Raw genomic sequence first — 19,131 nt, 5'->3', positions numbered from 1 at the left:
TCGAAGCGGCCGGTGCGCGCATGCTGTTCCTCCCGCCCTACAGCCCAGACTTCAATCCCATAGAGAAGGCATTCTCAAAACTGAAAGCGCTGCTGCGCAAGGCAGCAGAGCGCACCGTAACTGGCCTCTGGGACAGGATCGGGAAACTGATTGACCTCGTCGAGCCACAAGAGGCTCGCAACTTCTTCACATCATGTGGTTACGATCCAGCATGAAAGGGAAACGCTCTAGCCGGGCGCCAGGGCAATTCCAGCAAAAACGGGCAACGGTTTCGCGTCCGCAATGGTGTGAACACAAAGAGACAGAGCGTTTCGAGGAATTCCATTTTCGCCGGAAAGATTTTCATGGGGCGGCGTAAAGGGTTTCCGTTCTTCACCCTGATGAGAATTAAGCAGCGTCATGCAAAAACGCCCCCGGCTTGCACCGGGGGCTCTTTGGTCAGGACAGGACCGGCCCTCAGGCCTTAAGGTCAAAACGGTCGGCGTTCATCACCTTCACCCAGGCGGCCACGAAGTCGCGGACGAATTTTTCCGCGTTGTCGGACTGGGCATAGACTTCGGCAAGGGCGCGCAGCTGCGAGTTGGAGCCGAAGACGAGGTCGACGCGGGTGGCGGTCCACTTCACGGCGCCGGTCTTGCGGTCGCGGATCTCGAACAGGTTTTCCGCCGGCGTTACCGGGTTCCAGCTATAGGCCATGTCGACCAGGTTGACGAAGAAGTCGTTCGTCAGCGTGCCGACGCGGTCGGTGAAGACACCATGCGCTGCGCCGCCGTAATTGGCGCCGAGTACGCGCAGGCCGCCGACGAGGACCGTCATTTCCGGCGCGGTCAGCGTCAGAAGCTGGGCCCGGTCGAGCAGCAGTTCTTCCGCCGAAATCGTGAACTCCGTCTTCTGGTAGTTGCGGAAGCCATCGGCGACCGGCTCCAGAACCGAGAAGGAGTCCGCATCCGTCTGTTCGGCGGTGGCATCGGTGCGGCCGGGCGCGAACGGCACCTCGATCGCAACGCCGGCAGCCTTGGCGGCCGCTTCAACCGCAGCCGAACCGCCGAGCACGATGAGATCGGCAAGCGAGATCTTCTTCTCCGTCTGGCTGGCGTCGAACTCGGCCTTGATGCCTTCCAGAACCGCCAGCACCCTGGCGAGCTGTTCCGGCTGGTTCACGTCCCAGCCGTTCTGCGGGGCGAGGCGGATGCGCGCACCATTGGCGCCGCCGCGCTTGTCGGAGCCGCGGAAGGTGGAGGCAGAGGCCCAGGCCGTCTGGATCAGTTCCTGCGCGGTGAGGCCGGAGGCGAGCAGCTTCTGCTTCAGCGCGGCAATGTCGGCGGCGTCCACCAGTACATGGTCGACCGGCGGCACCGGATCCTGCCAGATCAGCTCTTCCTGCGGCACTTCCGGACCGAGATAGAGAACCTTCGGCCCCATGTCGCGATGGGTCAGCTTGAACCAGGCGCGGGCAAAGGCGTCGGCAAAGGCCTCCGGGTTCTGGTGGAAATGGCGGGAGATCTTCTCGTAAGCCGGGTCCATGCGCATCGCCATGTCGGCGGTGTTCATGACGATCGGCACCTTCTTTGCCGGGTTTTCGGCATCCGGTGCATGGTCCTTCTCGGCCAGATCCTTCGCATGCCACTGCCAGGCGCCGGCCGGGCTCTTCACCAGTTCCCATTCATAGCCGAACAGAACGTCGAAATAGCCCATGTCCCACTGGGTCGGGTTCGGCGTCCAGGCGCCTTCCAAGCCGCTGGTGATGGTGTCGGAGCCCTTGCCGCTCTTGTGGGTGCTGAGCCAGCCGAGGCCCTGCGCGGCAATGCCGGCCGCTTCCGGCTCGGGGCCGACATGGGCGGCGTCGCCCGCGCCGTGCATCTTGCCGAAGGTATGGCCACCGGCCACCAGCGCCACGGTTTCCTCGTCGTTCATCGCCATGCGGGCGAAGGTTTCGCGCACGTCACGGCCCGATGCGATCGGGTCCGGCTTGCCGTCCGGGCCTTCCGGGTTGACGTAGATGAGGCCCATCTGCACGGCTGCCAGCGGGTTTTCCAGTTCGCGGTCGCCCGTGTAGCGGCTGCCTTCCTTGTCGCTGGTGGCAAGCCACTCGCTTTCCGAACCCCAGTAGATGTCCTCTTCCGGCTCCCATACGTCGGCGCGGCCGCCGCCGAAGCCGAAGGTCTTGAAGCCCATGGATTCCAGCGCGCAGTTGCCGGCGAGAATCATCAGGTCGGCCCAGGAGAGCGCATTGCCGTATTTCTGCTTGATCGGCCAGAGCAGGCGGCGGGCCTTGTCGAGGTTGCCGTTGTCCGGCCAGCTGTTCAGCGGCGCAAAGCGCTGCGTGCCGGAAGTGGCGCCGCCGCGACCGTCTGCGGTGCGATAGGTGCCGGCGCTGTGCCAGGCCATGCGGATGAAGAAGGGGCCGTAATGGCCGTAATCGGCCGGCCACCAGTCCTGGCTCTCGGTCATCAGGGCGTAGAGATCCTGCTTGACGGCGGCCAGATCGAGCCCCTTGAAGGCCTTGGCATAGCTGAAGGCCGGATCCATCGGGCTGGAAAGCGCCGTGTTCTGGTGCAGGATGCGCAGGTTCAGCTGGTTCGGCCACCAGTCGCGGTTGCCGCGCATGCTGAGGCTGGTTGCGCCGTGGGCTACGGGACATTTGCCGCCCGTGCCTGCTGCCTTGGTTACGTCCATTTTAACCCTCCAAGAGTTGCTGTTCCGAGGCGGCCATGGTCGGCCGCAAATACGACGCCTGTACGAATGGCGCGCCGCCCGTGAGGAAAACCCGTCCGCGGATCTTCATCTTGAACAACCCTATCAAAACGGTTCCATTAGTGTAATTAGTATTTGATGATTGGTTTGATAGGATAAGGTTATGATCAGTCCCACCCTGCGGCAGTTGCGCTATTTCGAGGCGCTGGCGCGTCACGGTCATTTCGGCCGTGCGGCGGAATCCTGCTCGGTGTCGCAGCCGGCGCTCTCCGTGCAGGTGAAGGAACTGGAGGACATGCTGGGCGTGGAGCTTCTGGAGCGCAGTTCGCGGCAGGTGCGGCTGACCGGCTTCGGCGAGGAATTCGTGGTTCGGGTGCGCGAGATCCTGCGCCAGGTCGATGAACTGGGCGATCTGGCGCGCGCCTCGCGCCGGCAGCTGGTGGGGCGGCTTCGCATCGGCATCATTCCCACCATCGCGCCCTACCTGCTGCCGGCCATGGTGGCGGGGCTGACGCGCGACAATGACGCGCTCGACATTCACCTGCGCGAAACGGTGACGCCGAAGCTGATCGAGGAACTGCTGGACGGGCGGCTGGATACGGCCATCGTCGCCCTGCCGGTCTCCGAACCGCAACTGACCGAGGTGGCGCTGTTCGAGGAAAGCTTTCTTCTGGTGCGCCCGGCCGAGGATGCCGGCAAGCCGGTGCCGAGCCGCGAGACGCTGCGCGAAATGCGCCTTCTGCTGCTGGAAGAGGGCCATTGTTTCCGCGAGCAGGCGCTGTCCTTCTGCAATATCGGCATGGGCGCCGCCCGTCCGCGCGAGCTGCTGGATGGCAGTTCGCTGACGACGCTGGTGCAGATGGTCGGCGCCGGCATCGGCATCACGCTGATCCCGGAAATCGCCGTTTCGGTGGAAACCCGCTCGGCGCCGGTCTCCATCGCCCGCTTCGAGGACCCGCAACCCACCCGCACCATCGGCATGATCTGGCGCAAGACGAGCCCGATCGCGCCGCAATTGTCCGGGATTGCCGAGGTGGTACGGCGTTGCGCGGAGGCGCTTCGCCCCTCAACGCCTGCGCCGGGCAACGGTTGACGTGCCGTTGTCGCACCGGTTCAGGAGGCGCGCGGAAGATCCTCGAACCGGGGGTGAAGCTTGATGCCGAGCGCCTGCATGACCTTCATGATCGTGCCGAACTCCGGATTGCCTTCGCCGCTCAGGGCCTTGTAGAGAGCCGACCTGCTCATGCCGATCTGGCGGGATAACTGGCTCATGTTGCGCGCTCTGGCAACAGTCCCAAGGCATTGCGCGATGAAGGCCGGATCTTCGGTTTCGAAGGCCGCGATCATATATTCCTCGATGGCCTCGTCACTGTCGAGAAATTCGGCGCTGTCGTAAGCGGTCGTCTTTGCAGGCATGCTCATTCCTTCCAGTCACGCGCAAGCCGCTTTGCCAGCGCGATATCCTTTTTCTGCGTGCTTTTGTCTCCGCCACACAGGAGGATGACGAGCATGGCGCCGCGCCGCATGTAATAGACACGATAGCCCGGGCCGTAATTGATCCGCATCTCGCTCACACCTTCGCCCACCGGCTCGACATCACCGGGGTTTCCGGCGATGAGACGGTCGATCCGAATGGCAATGCGTGAGCGTGCGCGAACATCGCTGAGGCCCTTGAGCCATAGGCTGAATTCATCGGTCTTGACGGCAATCAGCATACAGCATGTTCTCTATGGAGGACAACTGAACATTCGCGACCACAGCGCAGGCGGGACTGTAACGGACGTGTGCGACGCCTGCCGGACAATTGCACAGGTTGCACCATCAGGCGCTGCCGATCAATGGCGCCCGGCCGGATACAAAAATGCCTCCGGCCAGCGCGGGCCGAAGGCATTTTCACAAAGCTGTCGCCCTGTCGGAATGGCCTCAGGCCGCTTCGAAAGCGCGGACCTTGGCCTTGGCGTCGCGGGCGTCGAGATAGGCGATCAGGTCCTCAATGGCGATCAGCGGCAGCTTGTGGGTTTCACAGAACTGCATGAGATCGGGCAGGCGGGCCATGGTGCCGTCGTCCTTGGCGACCTCGCAGATCACGCCGGCCGGATAGCGACCGGCGAGCCGGGCGAGATCGACGGCGGCTTCCGTGTGGCCGGGGCGGGCGCGAACGCCGCCCTGCTTGGCGCGCAGCGGGAACATGTGGCCGGGACGGGCGAAATCCTGCGGCCGGGAGGCCGGGCTCACGAGCGCCTGCACGGTTGCCGCCCGGTCTGCGGCGGAAATGCCGGTCGTCGTGCCGGGCAGGTAGTCGACGGAGACGGTGAAGGCCGTCTTGTGCAGTTCGGTATTGTCGGGAACCATCAGCGGCAGGTCGAGCGCGTCCAGCCGCTCGCCTTCCATGGCGATGCAGATCAGGCCGCGGGCTTCCTTCATCATGAAGGCGATCTGCTGCGGCGTCACCGAATCGGCCGCCACGATGATGTCGCCCTCGTTTTCGCGGTCGTGATCGTCGACGACGACGATCATCTCGCCCCGTCCGATCGCTGCGATCGCCGTTTCTATCGTGGAAAACTGCATGCACTTTGCCTTTCAAGGGTTCTGGCCGGAAAACCGGCCATGTTCATGCGCAGCACAAGCGCTGCACCGTAAACTGCCCTTGGGCGAACAGGCATGAGATCACCCCCTCGTTGCGACAAGGGTGTCTCCTGCTGCTCTCTTCCATCCGGACTATACCGTCGGCTCCGGCCTCTCACCGGATCTGCTGACCCCGGCCGGTTTCCCGGTCGGGCGCTCGCGGGCTCCGGGCAAAAGCCCGATACCGCCGGTGGGGAATTGCACCCCGCCCTGAGAACATCCGTAAGATAGGAAGAGGATCCGGCAAAATGCAAGCGATTTTGCGATCCCTTTTCGCAAACGCACTGTTGCCATCTCGCAGATGCGCAGAGGCTTCCGGCGGGTAGAACGGAAAAAGGCCCGCGCGGGCGGGCCTTCGGGGGGATGAAACCGGCGCGCTTGCTCAGCGCTGATTGTCGGCGATGGTCTTTTCGTCTTCCTTCATTTCCAGCCACATCGCGTTCATCACGGCGAAGATGGCGGCGAGCGGAAGGCCGAGGATCCAGGCAAAATACCACATGGCAGTCTCCTTCTGGGAAGCGTCGGTCAGTAGACCGAATGGCTGTGTTCGGTCACGTCGCGTTCGGTCACCTTGCCCCAGAGCACCTTGTAGACCCAGGTGGTATAGGCAAGGATGATCGGCATGAAGATGACCGTGCAGACCAGCATGATGAACAGGGTGAGGTGCGAGGACGAGCTGTTCCACACCGTCAGCGACGATTTCGGATCGCTGGAGGAGGGCATGATGAAGGGGAACATCGTCAGCCCCACCGACGAGATGACGCCGAGGACCGACAGCTTCGAGAGGATCAGCGTCGAGACCTCGCGCCCGGCGCGCAGGCCGAGGAAGGTCAGCAGGCCGCAGCCGATCCCGAGTGCCGGCGCAATGGCGATCCACGGGCGGTCGGCATAGGCGGTCAGCCAGCTTGCCGTGCGCTCTACCTGGAAGTAGAGCGGGTTCGACGGGCCGTCGGTCACATAGCTGCCGGCGATGCGGAAGCCTTCGATGCCATAGGCCAGCCAGACGCCGGCCAGCGCATAGGCGATGACGGCGACGAGGGCGGCAACCGAGCCGATGGCGCGGGCGCGGGCCTGCACCGCACCTTCGGCCTTCACGGTCAGCCACACGGCGCCGTGCATGATCAGCATGGTCAGCGAGACGACGCCGCAGAGCAGCGCAAAGGGGTTCAGCAGGCCGAAGAACTTGGTGTACCAGGCGCCTTCATAGATGCTGTGCAGATCCGCCGTGAAGTGGAAGGGCACGCCCTGGATGACATTGCCGACGGCAACGCCGAACAGAAGGGCCGGCACCGCGCCGCTCGCAAACAGCGCCCAGTCCCAGGCATTGCGCCAGGTGGCATCGTCGCGCTTGGAGCGATACTTGAAGGCGACGGGGCGCACGATGAACGAGGCGAGCACCACGAACATGGCGAGGTAGAAGCCCGAGAAGCTGACCGCATAGAGCGGCGGCCAGGCGGCGAAGATGGCGCCGCCGCCGAGGATGAACCACACCTGGTTGCCTTCCCAGACGGGACCGACGGTGTTGATGGCGATGCGGCGTTCCACGTCGCTCTTGCCGACGAAGGGGATCAGCGCCCCGACGCCCATGTCGAAGCCGTCGGTGACGGCAAAGCCGATCAGCAGCACGCCGAGCAGCAGCCACCAGATGACGCGCAGCAGTTCATAGCTTAGAAGTTCGTGCAGGATCATGGTCCTTACTCCGCGGGAATGGCAGTGGGGACGGGACGGGCGGTGGGCGCCAGAACCTCCTGGCGGGCGCGGACCCATTCATCGGTCTCGGCCACGTCCATGTAGGGGCCCTTGCGGATGTATTTCAGCATCAGGCCCATCTCGATGATGAAGAGCACCGTGTAGAAGGCGACGAAGCCGAACAGCGTCAGCGCCAGTTCGGTCACCGACAGCGCGCTCGCCGACATGGCGGTGGGCAGGATGCCGTCCACCGTCCAGGGCTGCCGGCCGAATTCGGCGACGAACCAGCCCATTTCGGCGGCAATCCACGGGGCCGGGATCATCACCACGGCCACCCACAGCGCCCAGCGCGGATAGCGCATGCCGCGGAAGGAGGCGCGGTAGAAGAAATAGGCCATGGTGGCGATGAAGCCGAAGCCAAGTGCCGCCATGATGCGGAAGGCCCAGAACAGCGGCCAGACTTCCGGCACGGTGTCATTGGCGGCCATGCGGATCTGCTCCTGCGAGGCCTGCAGCGGGTTGTCGATGTACTTCTTCAGCAGGAAGGCGAAGCCGAGATCGCGCGAATGGGCCTCGAAGGTCTTCATCACCTCCGGCGGCGTGGCGTCACGCTGTTCGCGTACCGTCATCAGCGCCTCGTAGGCGATGAGGCCGGAGCGGATGCGTCCCTCCGCCTGGTTCACCAGCTGGTTGATGCCGGGAATGTCGGTGGTCAGCGAGCGGGTGCCGATCAGGCCCATCAGATAGGGAATGTGGACGGCGTAATGCGTCTCGCGAGCCTCCTGATCGGGAAAGCCGAAGGCGGTGAAGGGGGCCGGAGCCTCTTCCGTGTTCCACATGGCCTCGATGGCGGCGAGCTTCATCTTCTGGCTGTGCGTGGCCGAATAGCCGGATTCGTCACCGAGCAGCACGACCGAGAAGGCCGAGGCAAGGCCGAAGGCGGCGCCGACCGTGATGGAGCGGCGGGCGAGTGCCACATGCCGGCCCTTCAGGAGATACCAGGCCGAGACGCCGATCACGAAGACCGAGGCGGTGACATAGCCGGCGCTGACGGTGTGCACGAATTTCGCCTGCGCCACCTCGTTGAACAGCACCTCGTAGAAGTCGGTCATCTCCATGCGCATGGTCATGGGATTGAACTGCGCCCCGACCGGGTTCTGCATCCAGCCATTGGCAATCAGGATCCACAGCGCCGAGAGGTTGGAGCCGAGCGCCACCAGCCATGCGACGGTGAGATGCTGCACGCGGCTGAGCTTGTCCCAGCCGAAGAAGAACAGGCCGACGAAGGTGGCTTCGAGGAAGAAGGCCATCAGGCCCTCGATTGCCAGCGGCGCCCCGAAGATGTCGCCGACATAATGGCTGTAATAGCTCCAGTTCATGCCGAACTGAAACTCCATGGTGATGCCGGTGGCGACACCCAGCACGAAGTTGATGCCGAACAGCGTGCCCCAGAACTTGGTCATCTGCCGCCAGATGGGGCGGTTGGTCATCACATAGACCGTCTCCATGATGGCGACGAGGATGGACAGGCCAAGGGTCAGAGGCACGAAGAGAAAATGATACATGGCCGTCATGGCAAATTGCAGCCGCGACAGCTCGACGATTCCGATATCCATAGCGCTTACTCCAGAGACGGCGGTTCGGTGCCGGCCGTACAGGTCAAGTCTGGCTATCGGTGTAGGGCCGCGGGTTCCCGCGAACCTTGATCAGGATCAATAAGTCGTATCGGGGATACGAGTTAAGGCAGCGCGACGAGACGGTCGGCAAAGGCGCGTTCGGCCGCCCGGTGCGAGGCCATCAGGATGGCGGCCTGCGGCAGGACGGCGCGGATGCCGGCAAGAACCGCCTCGGCCGTGGGCTGGTCCAGCCCCTCCGTCGGCTCGTCCAGCAGAAGCATTTTCGGCTGCCGCAGCAGCACGCGCGCCAGCGCCAGCCGCCGGCCCTCACCGCCGGAAAAGCCCTCGCCGCGTGGCCCAAGCCGTGCCGAAAGCCCGCCACGTTCCCGCACAAGTGCCTGTAACTCAACGGCTTCCAGCACCTGCCACAGGCGCGCCTCATCCACGTCCGGCGCGGCCAGGCGAAGCGCTTCGGCCAGCGTTCCGGCCATCAGGGCGCTGCGCTGCGGCAGAAGGGCAAGCGTGCGGCGAAGCTCCGGCTCCGGCCACAGCGCAAGCTCGTGCCCGAGGAGGCGGATCTCGCCCGCCTTTGCCGGCAGCAGGCCGCTCGCCGCCAGAAGCACGGTCGATTTGCCGCAGCCGCTCGGTCCCGTCAGCGCCACCGTCTCGCCGGGTGCGACAGAAAGCGTCAGGCTCTCGATCAGCGGCTCGCTGCGGCCCGGCCGGGCAAGCGACAGGCCTTCGACCGTGAGCCTGGCCGTCGTCGCATCGTCCGGCACGTCGGGGCGGATCGCCGGGGCGGGGAGGGGCGCGGGATCGGGCCCGGCCTGCGGGGCTGCGGCCAGATCGCGCCGGACGCGGCGGGCCGCCTCGGCCATGCGGCCGAGATCGGCGGCGGCGCGGCGCAGCGGCGCCACCGTTTCGCCCAGCGCGACGGCGGCAAGGAAGGCGAGCGCCGCGAAGGCCGGCTCCAGCCGGCCGGCCTGAACGGCGCTGATGCCGGCATAGAGCGTGCCGGCCGCGACCAGCGTGCCGACCAGCGACAGGGAAAAGCCGGCGCCGCGCTCGATGCGGTCGAGATCGACGGCAAAGCGCCGGTCGTCCGCCGCGGCAATGCGTGCCGCCTGCGCCTGCAGTTCGCCATGAATGGCAAGGTCGCGGCGGGCGCGGATCAGGTCGATGAAACGGGCGCGGAAGGCCTGTGCGGCGGCCTCGCGCCGGCGCGCCTGCGGAGCGGCGCGCATCAGAACCGGCACCAGAACCAGTGCGGCGCCGCAAAGCCAGCCAAGCGTGATCCACAGCGCAATCCCCGGCGTCACCAGCCACCAGAGGAGGAGGCCGGCCAGCGCCTGCACCGCAAGGGCCGAGGCGACCGGCAGCACAAGGCGCAGCGGCACGCCATCCAGCGCGTCGATATCGGCCATCAGCCGGTTCAGCGCCTGCGGCCCGCGCACGGCAAGCATCCGCTGGTAGCTGGCGGCGAGATAGCCGGACAGCAGCCTGAGCCGCAGGCTTTCCAGCGCCCGAAGCGTCGCCTCATGGGTCAGCAGCCGCTCGCCATAGCGCGCCGCCGCCCGCCCCAGCGCCAGCATCCGCACCATGGCGGAGGGGCGGAAGACATCGAAGACGGTTCCGAGACCGGCAAGGCCGGCGGCGGCCGCCGCCGTGATGAACCAGCCGGACAGGCCGAGAAGTGCTGCCCCCATGGCCAGAACCAGGATGCCGAGCAGGGCGCCGCGCGCCAGCGCCGCCTTCTGGTCGGCAACGATCAGGCGGAAGATGTGAAGAAGGGCGCTCATGCCTCGCCTCCGATGCGGATGATCCGGTCCATGCGCGCGGTCAGCGCCGCATCATGGGTGGCAATGACGAGGGTGGCGCCGCGCGCCGCCTGCGCCAGCAACCCTTCCGTGACGATGCCTGCCGTTTCGGCATCGAGATCGGCGGTCGGTTCGTCGGCAAGGATGATGTCCGGCCGGCCATGGATGGCGCGCGCCAGGGTGAGCCGTCGCGCCTCGCCGCCGGAAAGTCCGGCGCCCGTTTCGCCGAGACGGCTGGCAAGGCCGCGGGGCAGGGCCGCGGCAACCGCTTCGACGCCGGCGGATTTCAGCGCCTCGTCCGGGCTGCCTGGACGCCCCAGCGTGATGTTGCGGCGCAGGCTGGTGTTGAGAAAATGCGGCGCCTGCGGCATCCAGCCGAGCCTTGCGCGCCAGCGGTCCGCATTGTCATCGTCGAGTGTCACCCCTGCGACCTCGACCCGACCGGTCGCCGGCAGCGACAGCCCGGCCATCAGCCGGAGCGCCGAGGTCTTGCCCGCCCCGCTCGGCCCGACAAGCGCCACGCTTTCGCCGGGCGCCACATGGATGTCGGGCAGGGGGCGGCCGTTCGGGGCGAGACAGCCGGTGAGGCTGACGCCGGCCGGGCCCGGCAGCGGTTGCGCCCGTCCGCCGCGGCCGGCAAGCACCGGCGTTTCGCTCGCCTCCCAACCGGCGAGTTCGTCCGCCACGGCACTCGCCGAGGCCTTGTCGTGCCAGGCGGCGGCGAGATCGCGCAGCGGCTGGTAGAAATCCGGCGCCAGCAGCAGCAGGAAAATGCCCGCCTGAGGGGAGAGCGGCGTGCCCCAGCTGCCGAAATGGAGGGTTCCGAGCAGCGAGAAGCCGACATAGACGGCGACCATGGCCACGCCGATGGCGGCAAACAGTTCGAGCACGGTGGAGGAGAGGAAGGCGATCGCCAGCACCGCCATGGTGCGGCGGCGCAGTTCGGCGGCGCGCGCGGCAAAGCGGGCATGCACGCGGCCCCCGGCGCCGAGCAGGCGGATATCGACAAGCCCGGAGAGCCGCTCCACCAGCACGTCGTTGATGCCGCCGATCTCGGCCATCTGCCGTGCGCTCGCCTCCTTTGCCGCCATGCCGACGAGGGCCATGAACAGCGGAATCAGCGGGCCGCTGACCAGAAGCACGAGGCCGACCGCCCAGGATTGCCAGAAGGCCAGCGCCAGAATGACCGGCGGCAGCACGCCGACCCGCATCTGCGCCGGCAGATAGCGGGTGATATAGGGGCCGACGAGGTCGATCTTTTCGGCAGCCAGCGCGGCAATGGCACCGGCGCCGCCGAAGGGGCTGTCTGCGGCGCGGGCCGCCTCCCGGGCCACGATCTCTTCGCGCAGCTGCCGCATCACCGCATCGGCGGCCTTCTGGCCGGCCGCTTCGGCTGCGCGCGACAGCAGGGCGCGCGCAAGGCCGAGCCCGGCAAAGCCCGCCGCGATGCCGGCGGCGGAGACGGGCCTTCCGGTGAGAAGGGCTGCCAGTGCATGGGCGACGAGAGCTGCCTGCAGCGGCCAGACAAGCGCTGCGAGCACCGACAGCGCGCCGCAGGTGAGGCGCGCCCGCTCCACATCCGCCCGCCCGGTCTGCATCAGGCGTGCAAGCCTTGCCCGCGCTGCGCCCCGTTCCGCGGCGGGTTTTGGGGTGGGCTTTGCGGCGATGGGCCTTGGGGCGGTGCGCCCGTCTGCGATGCGCCCGTCTGCGATGCGCCCGTCTGCGGCAGCCGTATCTCCGGTTGCCCTGTCTGCCGTTTCCGTCGTCACGATTCGATCCTCAAAAACTCGCATGCGGCATGCGACTTAAACCGTAAAATCCCGAGGCAAACTGATCCAGATCACATACGCGTGAGATTGCACGGTTCATAGAGGGAGGGACACAACCCTTCGTGGAGAGCCGATGCGCCTGACGATCCGCACCAATCTTGCCATGCGCATTCTGATGGTCTGCGCGGTCAACGAGGACATGACCGTGCGTACCGCCGACATTGCGCAAAAGTGCAATGCCTCGCTGAACCACCTCCTGCATGTGGTCAGCGTGCTGCAGGCGCATGGGCTGATCGAGACGCTGCGCGGCCGAAGCGGCGGCCTGCGCCTTGCCCGGCCAAGCCGCGAGATCCTGATCGGCCGCGTGCTGCGCCTGTTCGAAAACGGCGTGCCGCTTGCCGAATGCTTCGATCCCGACAGCAATACCTGCCCGCTTGCGCCGCACTGCCGCCTGCGCGGCTTCCTCGTCGGCGCCGTCAATGCCTTCTACCGGGAGATGGACCGTGTTACCCTCGAAGACCTCGTCCTGGCCAATTGCGGGTTGGAAACCCTGCTCTCCCTGCACCCACAGCCTGTGGCCTGCAATCCGTCTCTCGAAATTTGAGGCGCAAAGCGCCGGCTTAATTGGTTCGGCTGGGTGACTAAATAAAAATCCGTGCTATGGAAGCGGTCGGGAGGTGCGTATCGTCAATCAAGGTTTCTGCCATGGCCGCCCTCACCGCCTCTTCCCCCTCTGCCGCAAAGCCGGTGCCGCTTGCCTCCGGAGAGGGGCAGGGCATCAACAAGGGCCGGGCGGCAGTGATGATGCTTGTGGCGGTTTCGCTGTTTGCCTGCCTTGACAGTTCGGCCAAGATCGCCAGCCGTGAGCTGCCGGCCATCGAGGCGGTGTGGTTCCGCTTCGCCATTCATTTCGTGCTGGTGGCCCTCGTGCTCAATCCCTGGCGGGCGCCGGAGGCCTGGCGCACCGGGCAGCCGCGCCTGCAGACCCTGCGGGCGCTGATCCAGATCGTCTGCACCGGCCTAAACTTCCTGGCGCTCAGCCAGCTGCAGATCGCCCAGACCCTTTCGATCCAGTTCACCGGTCCCGCCTTCATCACCCTTCTGTCGATCTTCTGGCTGGGCGAAAAGGTGGGGCGCTATCGCTGGACGGCGATCGGCCTCAGCTTCATCGGCGTGCTGGTCATCACGCGGCCGGCGCCCGGCAGTTTCGAGCCGGCCTTCGGCATCATCCTGCTGTCGGTCATCATCGGCGCCAGCTATTCGATCATGACGCGCCGGCTTGCCGGCACCGAATCGCCGGGCAGCATGCTGCTGATCATGGCAGCGTTGCCGGCCGCGATCCTGACGCCGGTAATGCCCTTCGTCTTCGTCTGGCCGAGCCACCCGCAGACCTGGATCGCGCTGTTTTGCGCCGGCTTCTTCGGCGCCATCAGCCATTATTTCTACATCCAGGCGCATCGTTTTGCCCCGGCAAGCTTTCTGGCGCCGCTGCAATATTTCCAGTTCCTCGCGGTCCTCATCCTCGGTTTCGTCTTCTTCGGCGACATTCCGACGCTCTGGACCTTTGCCGGCGCGCTGATCCTGATCGGCTCCGGCCTCTACATCTGGCATCGGGAGCGGGTGATTGCCCGGCGCGCCCGCGACGAGGCCTCCCGCTCCGACCAATGACCAGCTTGACACCCGGCGGCGGCACCGCTTAATAAATTCGTCAACGTGCCGAACAAATAGAAGGAATGCCATTCGTGTCAGTGGATATTGCGACCGCGCCCGTCGTCTCGACCGCTGCCGGGACCGTGCGGTCGCCGGGCGAAAGGCAGGCGGGTGCGCCGGGAGAGGTCAGGCTCGTGGCAGGCCGTGCGCCGGTGATCGGCGTGGATCTCGGCGGCACCAAGCTTCTGGCCGGCCTTGCCGATGCCGATGGCACGCTTCTCTTGTCGCGCGAGGCGCCGACCCGCCACGGGCCGGATGCGCCGGTGCTTGACCAGATTGCCGAGATGGCGCGGGCCCTGGCGGGCGAGGCGGGCCTTGCCGCCGAAGAGATCGCCCAGCTGGTGATCGGCGTGCCGAGCGCGGTCTCGCCGCAGACCGGGCTTGCCTCGCTCTCGCCGAATCTGGCGCTGCCGGCCGACCGGCCGCTTGCAGACCTGGTCGGCGCGCGGCTGCCCTGTCCGGTGGCGGTGGAAAACGACGTGAACCTTGCCGCCTATGGCGAGGCTTCCGGCCTTCTCGACGCGGCCGGTTCGCTGGTGTTCGTCTCGTTCGGCACCGGTGTCGGCATGGGACTGGTCATCAACGGCGCGCTGGTGCGCGGCGCCTTCGGCCGGGCCGGCGAGATTGCCTATCTGCCGGTCGGGCCTCAGCCGCATGCGGCAGCACAGGCCTCCGAAAACGGACTGTTCGAGGATCTGGTCGGCACGGCCGGCATCCGCCAGCGCTTCGATCTCGGCAGCGACAGCGTGGCCGATCTGTTTGGCCGCGCCGCCGCCGGCGATGCGCCGGCGGTCGCGGCCATCGACACGCTGGCGCGCGATGCCTCGCTCGGCCTTGCCGCCGTGCAGGCGCTGATCGATCCCGCCCGTATCGTGGTCGGCGGCGGCATCGGTTCGCAGGCGATGTTTCTCGCGCGGTTGCGCCATCATCTCGTCCCGCTTCTGCCCTTTGACTGCCCCGTCGAACCGAGCCGCTTCGGCGCTCGCGCCGGCCTCATCGGCGCCGTCATGCTGGCCGCGCATCTCGCCGCCAGCCGCTCCGCCCCTGCCGCCCTTGCTCTCTGAGGAGACCCCGATGACCGAGACCACTCTTGCCTTTGCGCGGCCCGACGGGCTGGTCGAGACCGCCCATCCGGTGCAGATGGCCTTCATGGCGCCGCGCCTGCAGGGCGATTTCTATCCCGATGAGGGGCGGCTGAAGCTGTCGCTCTGGGGCTGCGGCCAGATGGCCAACATCTTCGTCGAGGCCTGGGACGGTCCCTTCGTGCATGCGCCGAACCGGCTGGTGGCCGGGGCATGCGCCGTGCATGTGGCGCAGACGGCGCCGGTGCTTCTTTTGCGCGGCGCGCGGCTGAAGGCGGTGCGTCCCGCCCGTCGCTGCGCCTGGTGGGGTAGGCTGACCACGCCGGAAAAGGTGCGCCGCGAAGGGGCGCGCCGCATGGCCACCACGCCCTGGGGCGTCACCATCGTGGAAACGCGTGCCGATGGCGACATCGTGATTGCAGCCGGTGCCAGCCGTGCAGAGGCCGAGCGCGGCCTTGCGCTTTCCGCCGCGGAGATCATCGCCGAATGCGCGGCGCATGTGGCGCGCTGCGATATCCTGCCCTCGGCCGGACCGCTGATGCGCTCCATGGCCGTGCAGAGCGCGCACGCCTCGCTGTCTTCGATCCGCCGCGCCGAGGATGGCCGCTTCCTGGGGCTTGCGGCCGGTCAGGCCTATTCGGCCCCGACCCGCACCTATTACCGTGACGGCTACTGGACGCTGCAGGCGCTGCTCTTCCTGGAGCCGCAGGTGGTGCGCGACCAGATCGATCTGCTGGCGACCGGCATCCAGCCGGATGGCGAGGCGCCGAGCGGCGTCATCCTCACCGGGCCGAAGCAGGGCGAGGAATGGGAAAGGTTCCGCGTCAATTCTGCCGAATACAAGATGGAGCACCTGCGCTCCACCGACTGGTGGAGCGACCACTTCGACAGCCCGCTGTTCTTCATCCTGACCATCGGCGACTATGTCCGCGTCACCGGCGATGTGACGGCGCTGTCCGACCACTGGAAGACGGTGGAAGCGATCTTCCGCCGCTATCAGGGCTTCGACCTCTACAGCACCGGGCTCGCCGTCAAGCCGCGCCACGATCGCGACTGGGCCGACAATGTCTATCGCCACGGCTATGTCGCCTATGACGTGGGGCTCTGGATCGGCGCACTCGACGTGATCGCCACGCAGGGCGCTGCGCTGGATGCCGCCCTTGCCGGGGAAGCCAGGGCGCTTGCCGAAAAGGCGCGCGCCAATCTCGATGAAGCAATGCTGACACCAGACGGCTGGTATCAGGATTACGGGCTGAAGGGCGAGTTCGTCGAGGACCATCTGACGCTCGACAGCCTGACGCTGCTGCGCTTCGATGCAGTGTCCTCCGAGCGCGCCCGCACCGTGCTCGGCCATGCCGAGCGGCTGCTCGAAACCCGCAACAATGATCGCCAGCCCTATGGCGACTGGGGCGTGATGTGCGCCTGGCCGCCCTTCAGGCGCCCGGCCGATACCCGCGCCAAATCCGCCTTCGCCTATCGCTATCACAACGGCGCGGACTGGCCCTATCTCTCCGGCCTCTACGCGGAACAGCGCCTGAAATTCGGCCTCGACGGCTGGGATTATCCGCTGACCCGCTGGTGGAGAACGAGCCTCGAAAACGGCTGGATCGGCTCGGTCGAATACTTCTCGCCGCCCTTTGCGCGCGGCTCGCTGCTGCAGGGCTGGACCGGCATGCACGCGGCCGCCATCCTCGAACATCGCGCCACCATCGAGGCGGCGATCGCGGCGGGGCGTGTGGCCGACTGAATGTCCTGCCCCTCATGAAGGCAAAGGCGCCGTTCTCGATGGAGCGGCGCCTTTTTCATGACCGCGCACAACGGCTGCCTACAGTGCCCGGTTGACGGTCGGTGCTGGCATGCCCGGACAGGCCCGGACGGCCTTCCAGCCGAGAAACACCATGGCGATCAGGAGGATGCCCTGCGCCACGAGGAAGGGCGGTTCGTTGCCATTGGGAGCCAGGGCGTTCAGGCTGTCCACCTTCAGGAAGGCCTGCACGACCAGGACGAACAGGTTCAGATAGAGCGCGACCGTCGCCGCCACCGCATAGATCGGGCGCGCGCGCCCCTTGAGCCCAAATCCGTAGAGGGCGGCGAATGCCACCGCCAGCACCAGCGTGGAGAGGATGCCGAAGACCAGCGCCGGAGTCAGCACGGTGATCGGAAACAGGAAGCCGGTCAGCGTCGTGGCGGCGGTGGTGGCCATGAAGAGCGCGGTCATGCCGGGCATCCAGCGCCCGGCGGCATAGGCCGGCAGGGCGATCAGGCCGCTGATGATGCCGATGAAGCTGATCACGACATGCAGCGCCGTGAACTGCGAAATGGTCAATCCAATGATCATGGCAGCCTCCTCAATGCGTTTTTGCCAGCCCGTCGTAGCGGGCGGCGGCATGGGCGAGCGACAGGTTCGGCCGCAGGGCGGCGCGGGCGGAGAGATAGGCATCCAGATCGCCGGTGTCGGGCAGGGACGGAATGGTCAGGATCTCGCCGAGATCGAGCCCGGCCAGCGCCGCATCGACCATCTCGCCGACATCCATCACCATGGCCGAGGGTATCGTTTCCAGCTTTTCCTCGTCCCAGATCGCGGTGCGCGTAATACCCGGCAGGACGGCCTGAACGCGGACGCCGGCAGGTGCCAGCTGCGCGGCAAGCGCCTCCGTAAAGGCCAGCACGAAGGCCTTGGTGGCGGGATAGACGGCGGTGAAGACCTCCGGCATCAGGGCGGTGACCGACGAGAGGTTGATGATCGTACCCCGGCCCTGTGCGGCAAGCCGCGGCGCAATCGCCGCCGAAAGCCGGGTGACGGCAAGCACGTTGAGGTTGATCATGCCCGTCGCGTGATGCGCGTCGAGGGTCACGATCGGGCCGTCGCCGGCAATGCCGGCATTGTTGACGAGGCCGGTGATGCGCGCATCCTCGCGCAGCCGCGTTTCGATCCTGGCCAGATCCTCGGCGCGGGAAAGATCGGCGGCGATGATTTCGACCGAAACGCCGTGATCCTGCTGCAGGCGCTTCGCCAAGGCCGCCAGCCGGTCGGCCCGCCTTGCAACGAGGATCAGATCGTGGCCGCGACGGGCCAGCCGCTCCGCATAGACGGCGCCGATCCCATCGGAAGCGCCGGTGATCAGAAAGAGATGCGTGTTCATGTGTCCAACTCCCGATGGGAAAGGGCCGCGCGCGGTGGCGACGGCACCCGTGTTCGATGAAGGTTCAGGCGAGGATGAAATCCAGAAGATCGGCGTTGAAGCGATCCTGCTGCGTCTGCGTGAGGCCGTGGTCGGCACCCTCGTAGATCTTGAGGACCGCATGTCTGACAATCCGGACGGTGGAGAGTGCGGCGGCGCCGATCGGCACGATCTGGTCGTCATCGCCGTGCAGCACGAGGGTGGGCTTGTCGAAGGCCTGCAGATCCTGATGGAAATCGCTTTCCGAAAAGGCGCGGATGCTGTCGAGCTGGCCCTTCAGCCCGCCCATCATGCCCTGCCGCCAGAATTCCTCGCGAAGGCCTTCGGAGATCGCAGCGCCCGGCCGGTTGTAGCCGTAGAAGGGAATGGTCAGGTCCTTGAAGAACTGGCTGCGGTTGTCATAGGTGCCCTTGCGGATGGCGTCGAAGGCATCGATCGGCAGGCCGCCGGGATTGGTCTCGGTCTTCAGCATCAGCGGCGGAACCGCGCCGATCAGAGCGATTCTCGCGACACGCTCCGTGCCGTGGCGGCCGACATAGCGGGTGACCTCGCCGCCGCCCGTGGAATGGCCGACCAGGACGATGTTGCGCAGATCGAGCTTGGCGATCAGGTCCGCCAGGTCGTCGGCATACCGGTCCATGGTATTGTTCTGCCACACCTGATCGGAACGGCCGTGGCTGCGGCGGTCGTGGGCGATGGTGCGGAAACCCCGATCGGCGAAATAGACCAGCTGCGCATCCCAGGCATCGGCGCTCAACGGCCAGCCATGCGAGAAGATGATCGGCTGGCCGTCCTTCGGCCCCCAGTCCTTGTAGTAGATCTGCGTCGCATCCTGCGTCACGATGCTTGCCATTTCTCTCTCTCCTCTTTCCGGACGCTTGCTTGCGTCCCGTGGGAATAGAGATACTCTTGCGTGTGCCGGGGGCGGATGGGCATTTCGGACAGAA

18 protein-coding genes and 1 riboswitch are annotated in these 19,131 nt (G+C 66.2%); of the genes, 6 read left to right on the top strand and 12 right to left on the bottom strand.

Going from position 1 to position 19,131, the window contains the following annotated elements; translation table 11 throughout:
- Nucleotides 1–215, top strand: a 215-nt coding sequence (locus KLP42_RS20755; protein ID WP_215568925.1) for a transposase, incomplete at its 5' end; no start/stop codon positions are given.
- 241 nt (nucleotides 216–456) lie between these two features.
- Here KLP42_RS20755 and katG read toward each other — a convergent pair.
- Complete coding sequence (gene katG, locus KLP42_RS20750; RefSeq protein WP_215568923.1) at nucleotides 457–2,676, bottom strand: catalase/peroxidase HPI; 2,220 nt, start codon at nucleotides 2,674–2,676, stop codon at nucleotides 457–459.
- 181 nt (nucleotides 2,677–2,857) lie between these two features.
- On the opposite strand from katG, the gene KLP42_RS20745 reads away from it, so the two are divergent.
- A complete protein-coding gene (locus KLP42_RS20745) occupies nucleotides 2,858–3,787 on the top strand; it encodes a LysR substrate-binding domain-containing protein (protein WP_215568921.1) in 930 nt (309 codons plus the stop codon).
- 20 nt (nucleotides 3,788–3,807) lie between these two features.
- Here KLP42_RS20745 and KLP42_RS20740 read toward each other — a convergent pair whose 3' ends face one another.
- The 8 genes from KLP42_RS20740 to cydD all read right to left on the bottom strand — a co-directional run bounded on the left by KLP42_RS20740 (nucleotide 3,808) and on the right by cydD (nucleotide 12,210).
- Complete coding sequence (locus KLP42_RS20740) at nucleotides 3,808–4,110, bottom strand: addiction module antidote protein (protein WP_215568919.1); 303 nt, start codon at nucleotides 4,108–4,110, stop codon at nucleotides 3,808–3,810.
- 2 nt (nucleotides 4,111–4,112) lie between these two features.
- Nucleotides 4,113–4,409 (bottom strand): type II toxin-antitoxin system RelE/ParE family toxin, encoded by a 297-nt coding sequence (locus KLP42_RS20735; protein WP_215568917.1) that lies wholly within the window; start codon nucleotides 4,407–4,409, stop codon nucleotides 4,113–4,115.
- A gap of 208 nt (nucleotides 4,410–4,617) precedes the next feature.
- Nucleotides 4,618–5,262 carry a 3,4-dihydroxy-2-butanone-4-phosphate synthase gene (gene ribB, locus KLP42_RS20730; RefSeq protein ID WP_215568915.1) on the bottom strand — a complete coding sequence of 215 codons (645 nt, stop codon included), beginning with the start codon at nucleotides 5,260–5,262 and terminating at the stop codon, nucleotides 4,618–4,620.
- 129 nt (nucleotides 5,263–5,391) lie between these two features.
- A riboswitch (FMN riboswitch) is annotated at nucleotides 5,392–5,541 on the bottom strand.
- 160 nt (nucleotides 5,542–5,701) lie between these two features.
- On the bottom strand, nucleotides 5,702–5,818 hold the full coding sequence (gene cydX / locus KLP42_RS20725; RefSeq protein WP_143126912.1) for a cytochrome bd-I oxidase subunit CydX: 117 nt from the start codon (nucleotides 5,816–5,818) through the stop codon (nucleotides 5,702–5,704).
- Between the two features lie 26 nt (nucleotides 5,819–5,844).
- Entirely contained in the window at nucleotides 5,845–7,008 is a 1,164-nt protein-coding gene (gene cydB, locus KLP42_RS20720; RefSeq protein WP_215568913.1) for a cytochrome d ubiquinol oxidase subunit II, read from the bottom strand.
- Between the two features lie 5 nt (nucleotides 7,009–7,013).
- On the bottom strand, nucleotides 7,014–8,624 hold the full coding sequence (locus tag KLP42_RS20715) for a cytochrome ubiquinol oxidase subunit I (protein WP_215568911.1): 1,611 nt from the start codon (nucleotides 8,622–8,624) through the stop codon (nucleotides 7,014–7,016).
- A 122-nt stretch (nucleotides 8,625–8,746) separates the two neighbouring features.
- A complete protein-coding gene (locus KLP42_RS20710; RefSeq protein WP_215568909.1) occupies nucleotides 8,747–10,423 on the bottom strand; it encodes an amino acid ABC transporter ATP-binding/permease protein in 1,677 nt (558 codons plus the stop codon).
- Complete coding sequence (gene cydD / locus KLP42_RS20705; protein WP_215568907.1) at nucleotides 10,420–12,210, bottom strand: thiol reductant ABC exporter subunit CydD; 1,791 nt, start codon at nucleotides 12,208–12,210, stop codon at nucleotides 10,420–10,422. Before cydD ends, KLP42_RS20710 begins: the two co-directional genes overlap by 4 nt.
- Nucleotides 12,211–12,343: 133 nt before the next feature.
- Between cydD and KLP42_RS20700 the strand changes: the two genes are divergently transcribed.
- The 4 genes from KLP42_RS20700 to KLP42_RS20685 all read left to right on the top strand — a co-directional run bounded on the left by KLP42_RS20700 (nucleotide 12,344) and on the right by KLP42_RS20685 (nucleotide 16,749).
- Nucleotides 12,344–12,814: an RrF2 family transcriptional regulator gene (locus KLP42_RS20700; protein ID WP_215568898.1), complete on the top strand. Its 471-nt coding sequence runs from the start codon at nucleotides 12,344–12,346 to the stop codon at nucleotides 12,812–12,814.
- A gap of 101 nt (nucleotides 12,815–12,915) precedes the next feature.
- Nucleotides 12,916–13,878, top strand: coding sequence for a DMT family transporter (locus KLP42_RS20695; RefSeq protein WP_215568896.1), 963 nt, complete (start codon nucleotides 12,916–12,918; stop codon nucleotides 13,876–13,878).
- A 74-nt stretch (nucleotides 13,879–13,952) separates the two neighbouring features.
- Entirely contained in the window at nucleotides 13,953–14,984 is a 1,032-nt protein-coding gene (locus KLP42_RS20690; RefSeq protein WP_353844902.1) for an ROK family protein, read from the top strand.
- A 10-nt stretch (nucleotides 14,985–14,994) separates the two neighbouring features.
- The gene (locus KLP42_RS20685; protein ID WP_215568892.1) at nucleotides 14,995–16,749 is read left to right on the top strand and encodes an amylo-alpha-1,6-glucosidase; all 1,755 of its coding nucleotides are present in this window, start codon (nucleotides 14,995–14,997) and stop codon (nucleotides 16,747–16,749) included.
- 78 nt (nucleotides 16,750–16,827) lie between these two features.
- Here KLP42_RS20685 and KLP42_RS20680 read toward each other — a convergent pair whose 3' ends face one another.
- The 3 genes from KLP42_RS20680 to KLP42_RS20670 form a co-directional block, all read right to left on the bottom strand.
- Complete coding sequence (locus tag KLP42_RS20680; RefSeq protein ID WP_215568890.1) at nucleotides 16,828–17,340, bottom strand: hypothetical protein; 513 nt, start codon at nucleotides 17,338–17,340, stop codon at nucleotides 16,828–16,830.
- A 10-nt stretch (nucleotides 17,341–17,350) separates the two neighbouring features.
- A complete protein-coding gene (locus KLP42_RS20675; protein WP_215568888.1) occupies nucleotides 17,351–18,145 on the bottom strand; it encodes an SDR family NAD(P)-dependent oxidoreductase in 795 nt (264 codons plus the stop codon).
- Nucleotides 18,146–18,209: 64 nt separating this feature from the next.
- Complete coding sequence (locus tag KLP42_RS20670) at nucleotides 18,210–19,037, bottom strand: alpha/beta fold hydrolase (protein ID WP_215568886.1); 828 nt, start codon at nucleotides 19,035–19,037, stop codon at nucleotides 18,210–18,212.
- Between the last annotated feature and the right edge of the window lie 94 nt (nucleotides 19,038–19,131).

Origin of the sequence: Rhizobium sp. CSW-27 (assembly GCF_018760785.1) — a bacterium.
Taxonomy (GTDB): Bacteria; Pseudomonadota; Alphaproteobacteria; order Rhizobiales; family Rhizobiaceae; genus Neorhizobium.
This window is presented reverse-complemented; position numbering and strand designations above follow the sequence as displayed.

Bases quoted from the DNA above. Each gene is read 5' to 3' on its own strand.
- katG (WP_215568923.1), bottom strand. From the start codon at position 2,676: ATGGACGTAACCAAGGCAGCAGGCACGGGCGGCAAATGTCCCGTAGCC.
- KLP42_RS20745 (WP_215568921.1), top strand. From the start codon at position 2,858: ATGATCAGTCCCACCCTGCGGCAGTTGCGCTATTTCGAGGCGCTGGCG.
- KLP42_RS20740 (WP_215568919.1), bottom strand. From the start codon at position 4,110: ATGCCTGCAAAGACGACCGCTTACGACAGCGCCGAATTTCTCGACAGT.
- KLP42_RS20735 (WP_215568917.1), bottom strand. From the start codon at position 4,409: ATGCTGATTGCCGTCAAGACCGATGAATTCAGCCTATGGCTCAAGGGC.
- ribB (WP_215568915.1), bottom strand. From the start codon at position 5,262: ATGCAGTTTTCCACGATAGAAACGGCGATCGCAGCGATCGGACGGGGC.
- cydX (WP_143126912.1), bottom strand. From the start codon at position 5,818: ATGTGGTATTTTGCCTGGATCCTCGGCCTTCCGCTCGCCGCCATCTTC.
- cydB (WP_215568913.1), bottom strand. From the start codon at position 7,008: ATGATCCTGCACGAACTTCTAAGCTATGAACTGCTGCGCGTCATCTGG.
- KLP42_RS20715 (WP_215568911.1), bottom strand. From the start codon at position 8,624: ATGGATATCGGAATCGTCGAGCTGTCGCGGCTGCAATTTGCCATGACG.
- KLP42_RS20710 (WP_215568909.1), bottom strand. From the start codon at position 10,423: ATGAGCGCCCTTCTTCACATCTTCCGCCTGATCGTTGCCGACCAGAAG.
- KLP42_RS20700 (WP_215568898.1), top strand. From the start codon at position 12,344: ATGCGCCTGACGATCCGCACCAATCTTGCCATGCGCATTCTGATGGTC.
- KLP42_RS20695 (WP_215568896.1), top strand. From the start codon at position 12,916: ATGGCCGCCCTCACCGCCTCTTCCCCCTCTGCCGCAAAGCCGGTGCCG.
- KLP42_RS20685 (WP_215568892.1), top strand. From the start codon at position 14,995: ATGACCGAGACCACTCTTGCCTTTGCGCGGCCCGACGGGCTGGTCGAG.
- KLP42_RS20680 (WP_215568890.1), bottom strand. From the start codon at position 17,340: ATGATCATTGGATTGACCATTTCGCAGTTCACGGCGCTGCATGTCGTG.
- KLP42_RS20675 (WP_215568888.1), bottom strand. From the start codon at position 18,145: ATGAACACGCATCTCTTTCTGATCACCGGCGCTTCCGATGGGATCGGC.
- KLP42_RS20670 (WP_215568886.1), bottom strand. From the start codon at position 19,037: ATGGCAAGCATCGTGACGCAGGATGCGACGCAGATCTACTACAAGGAC.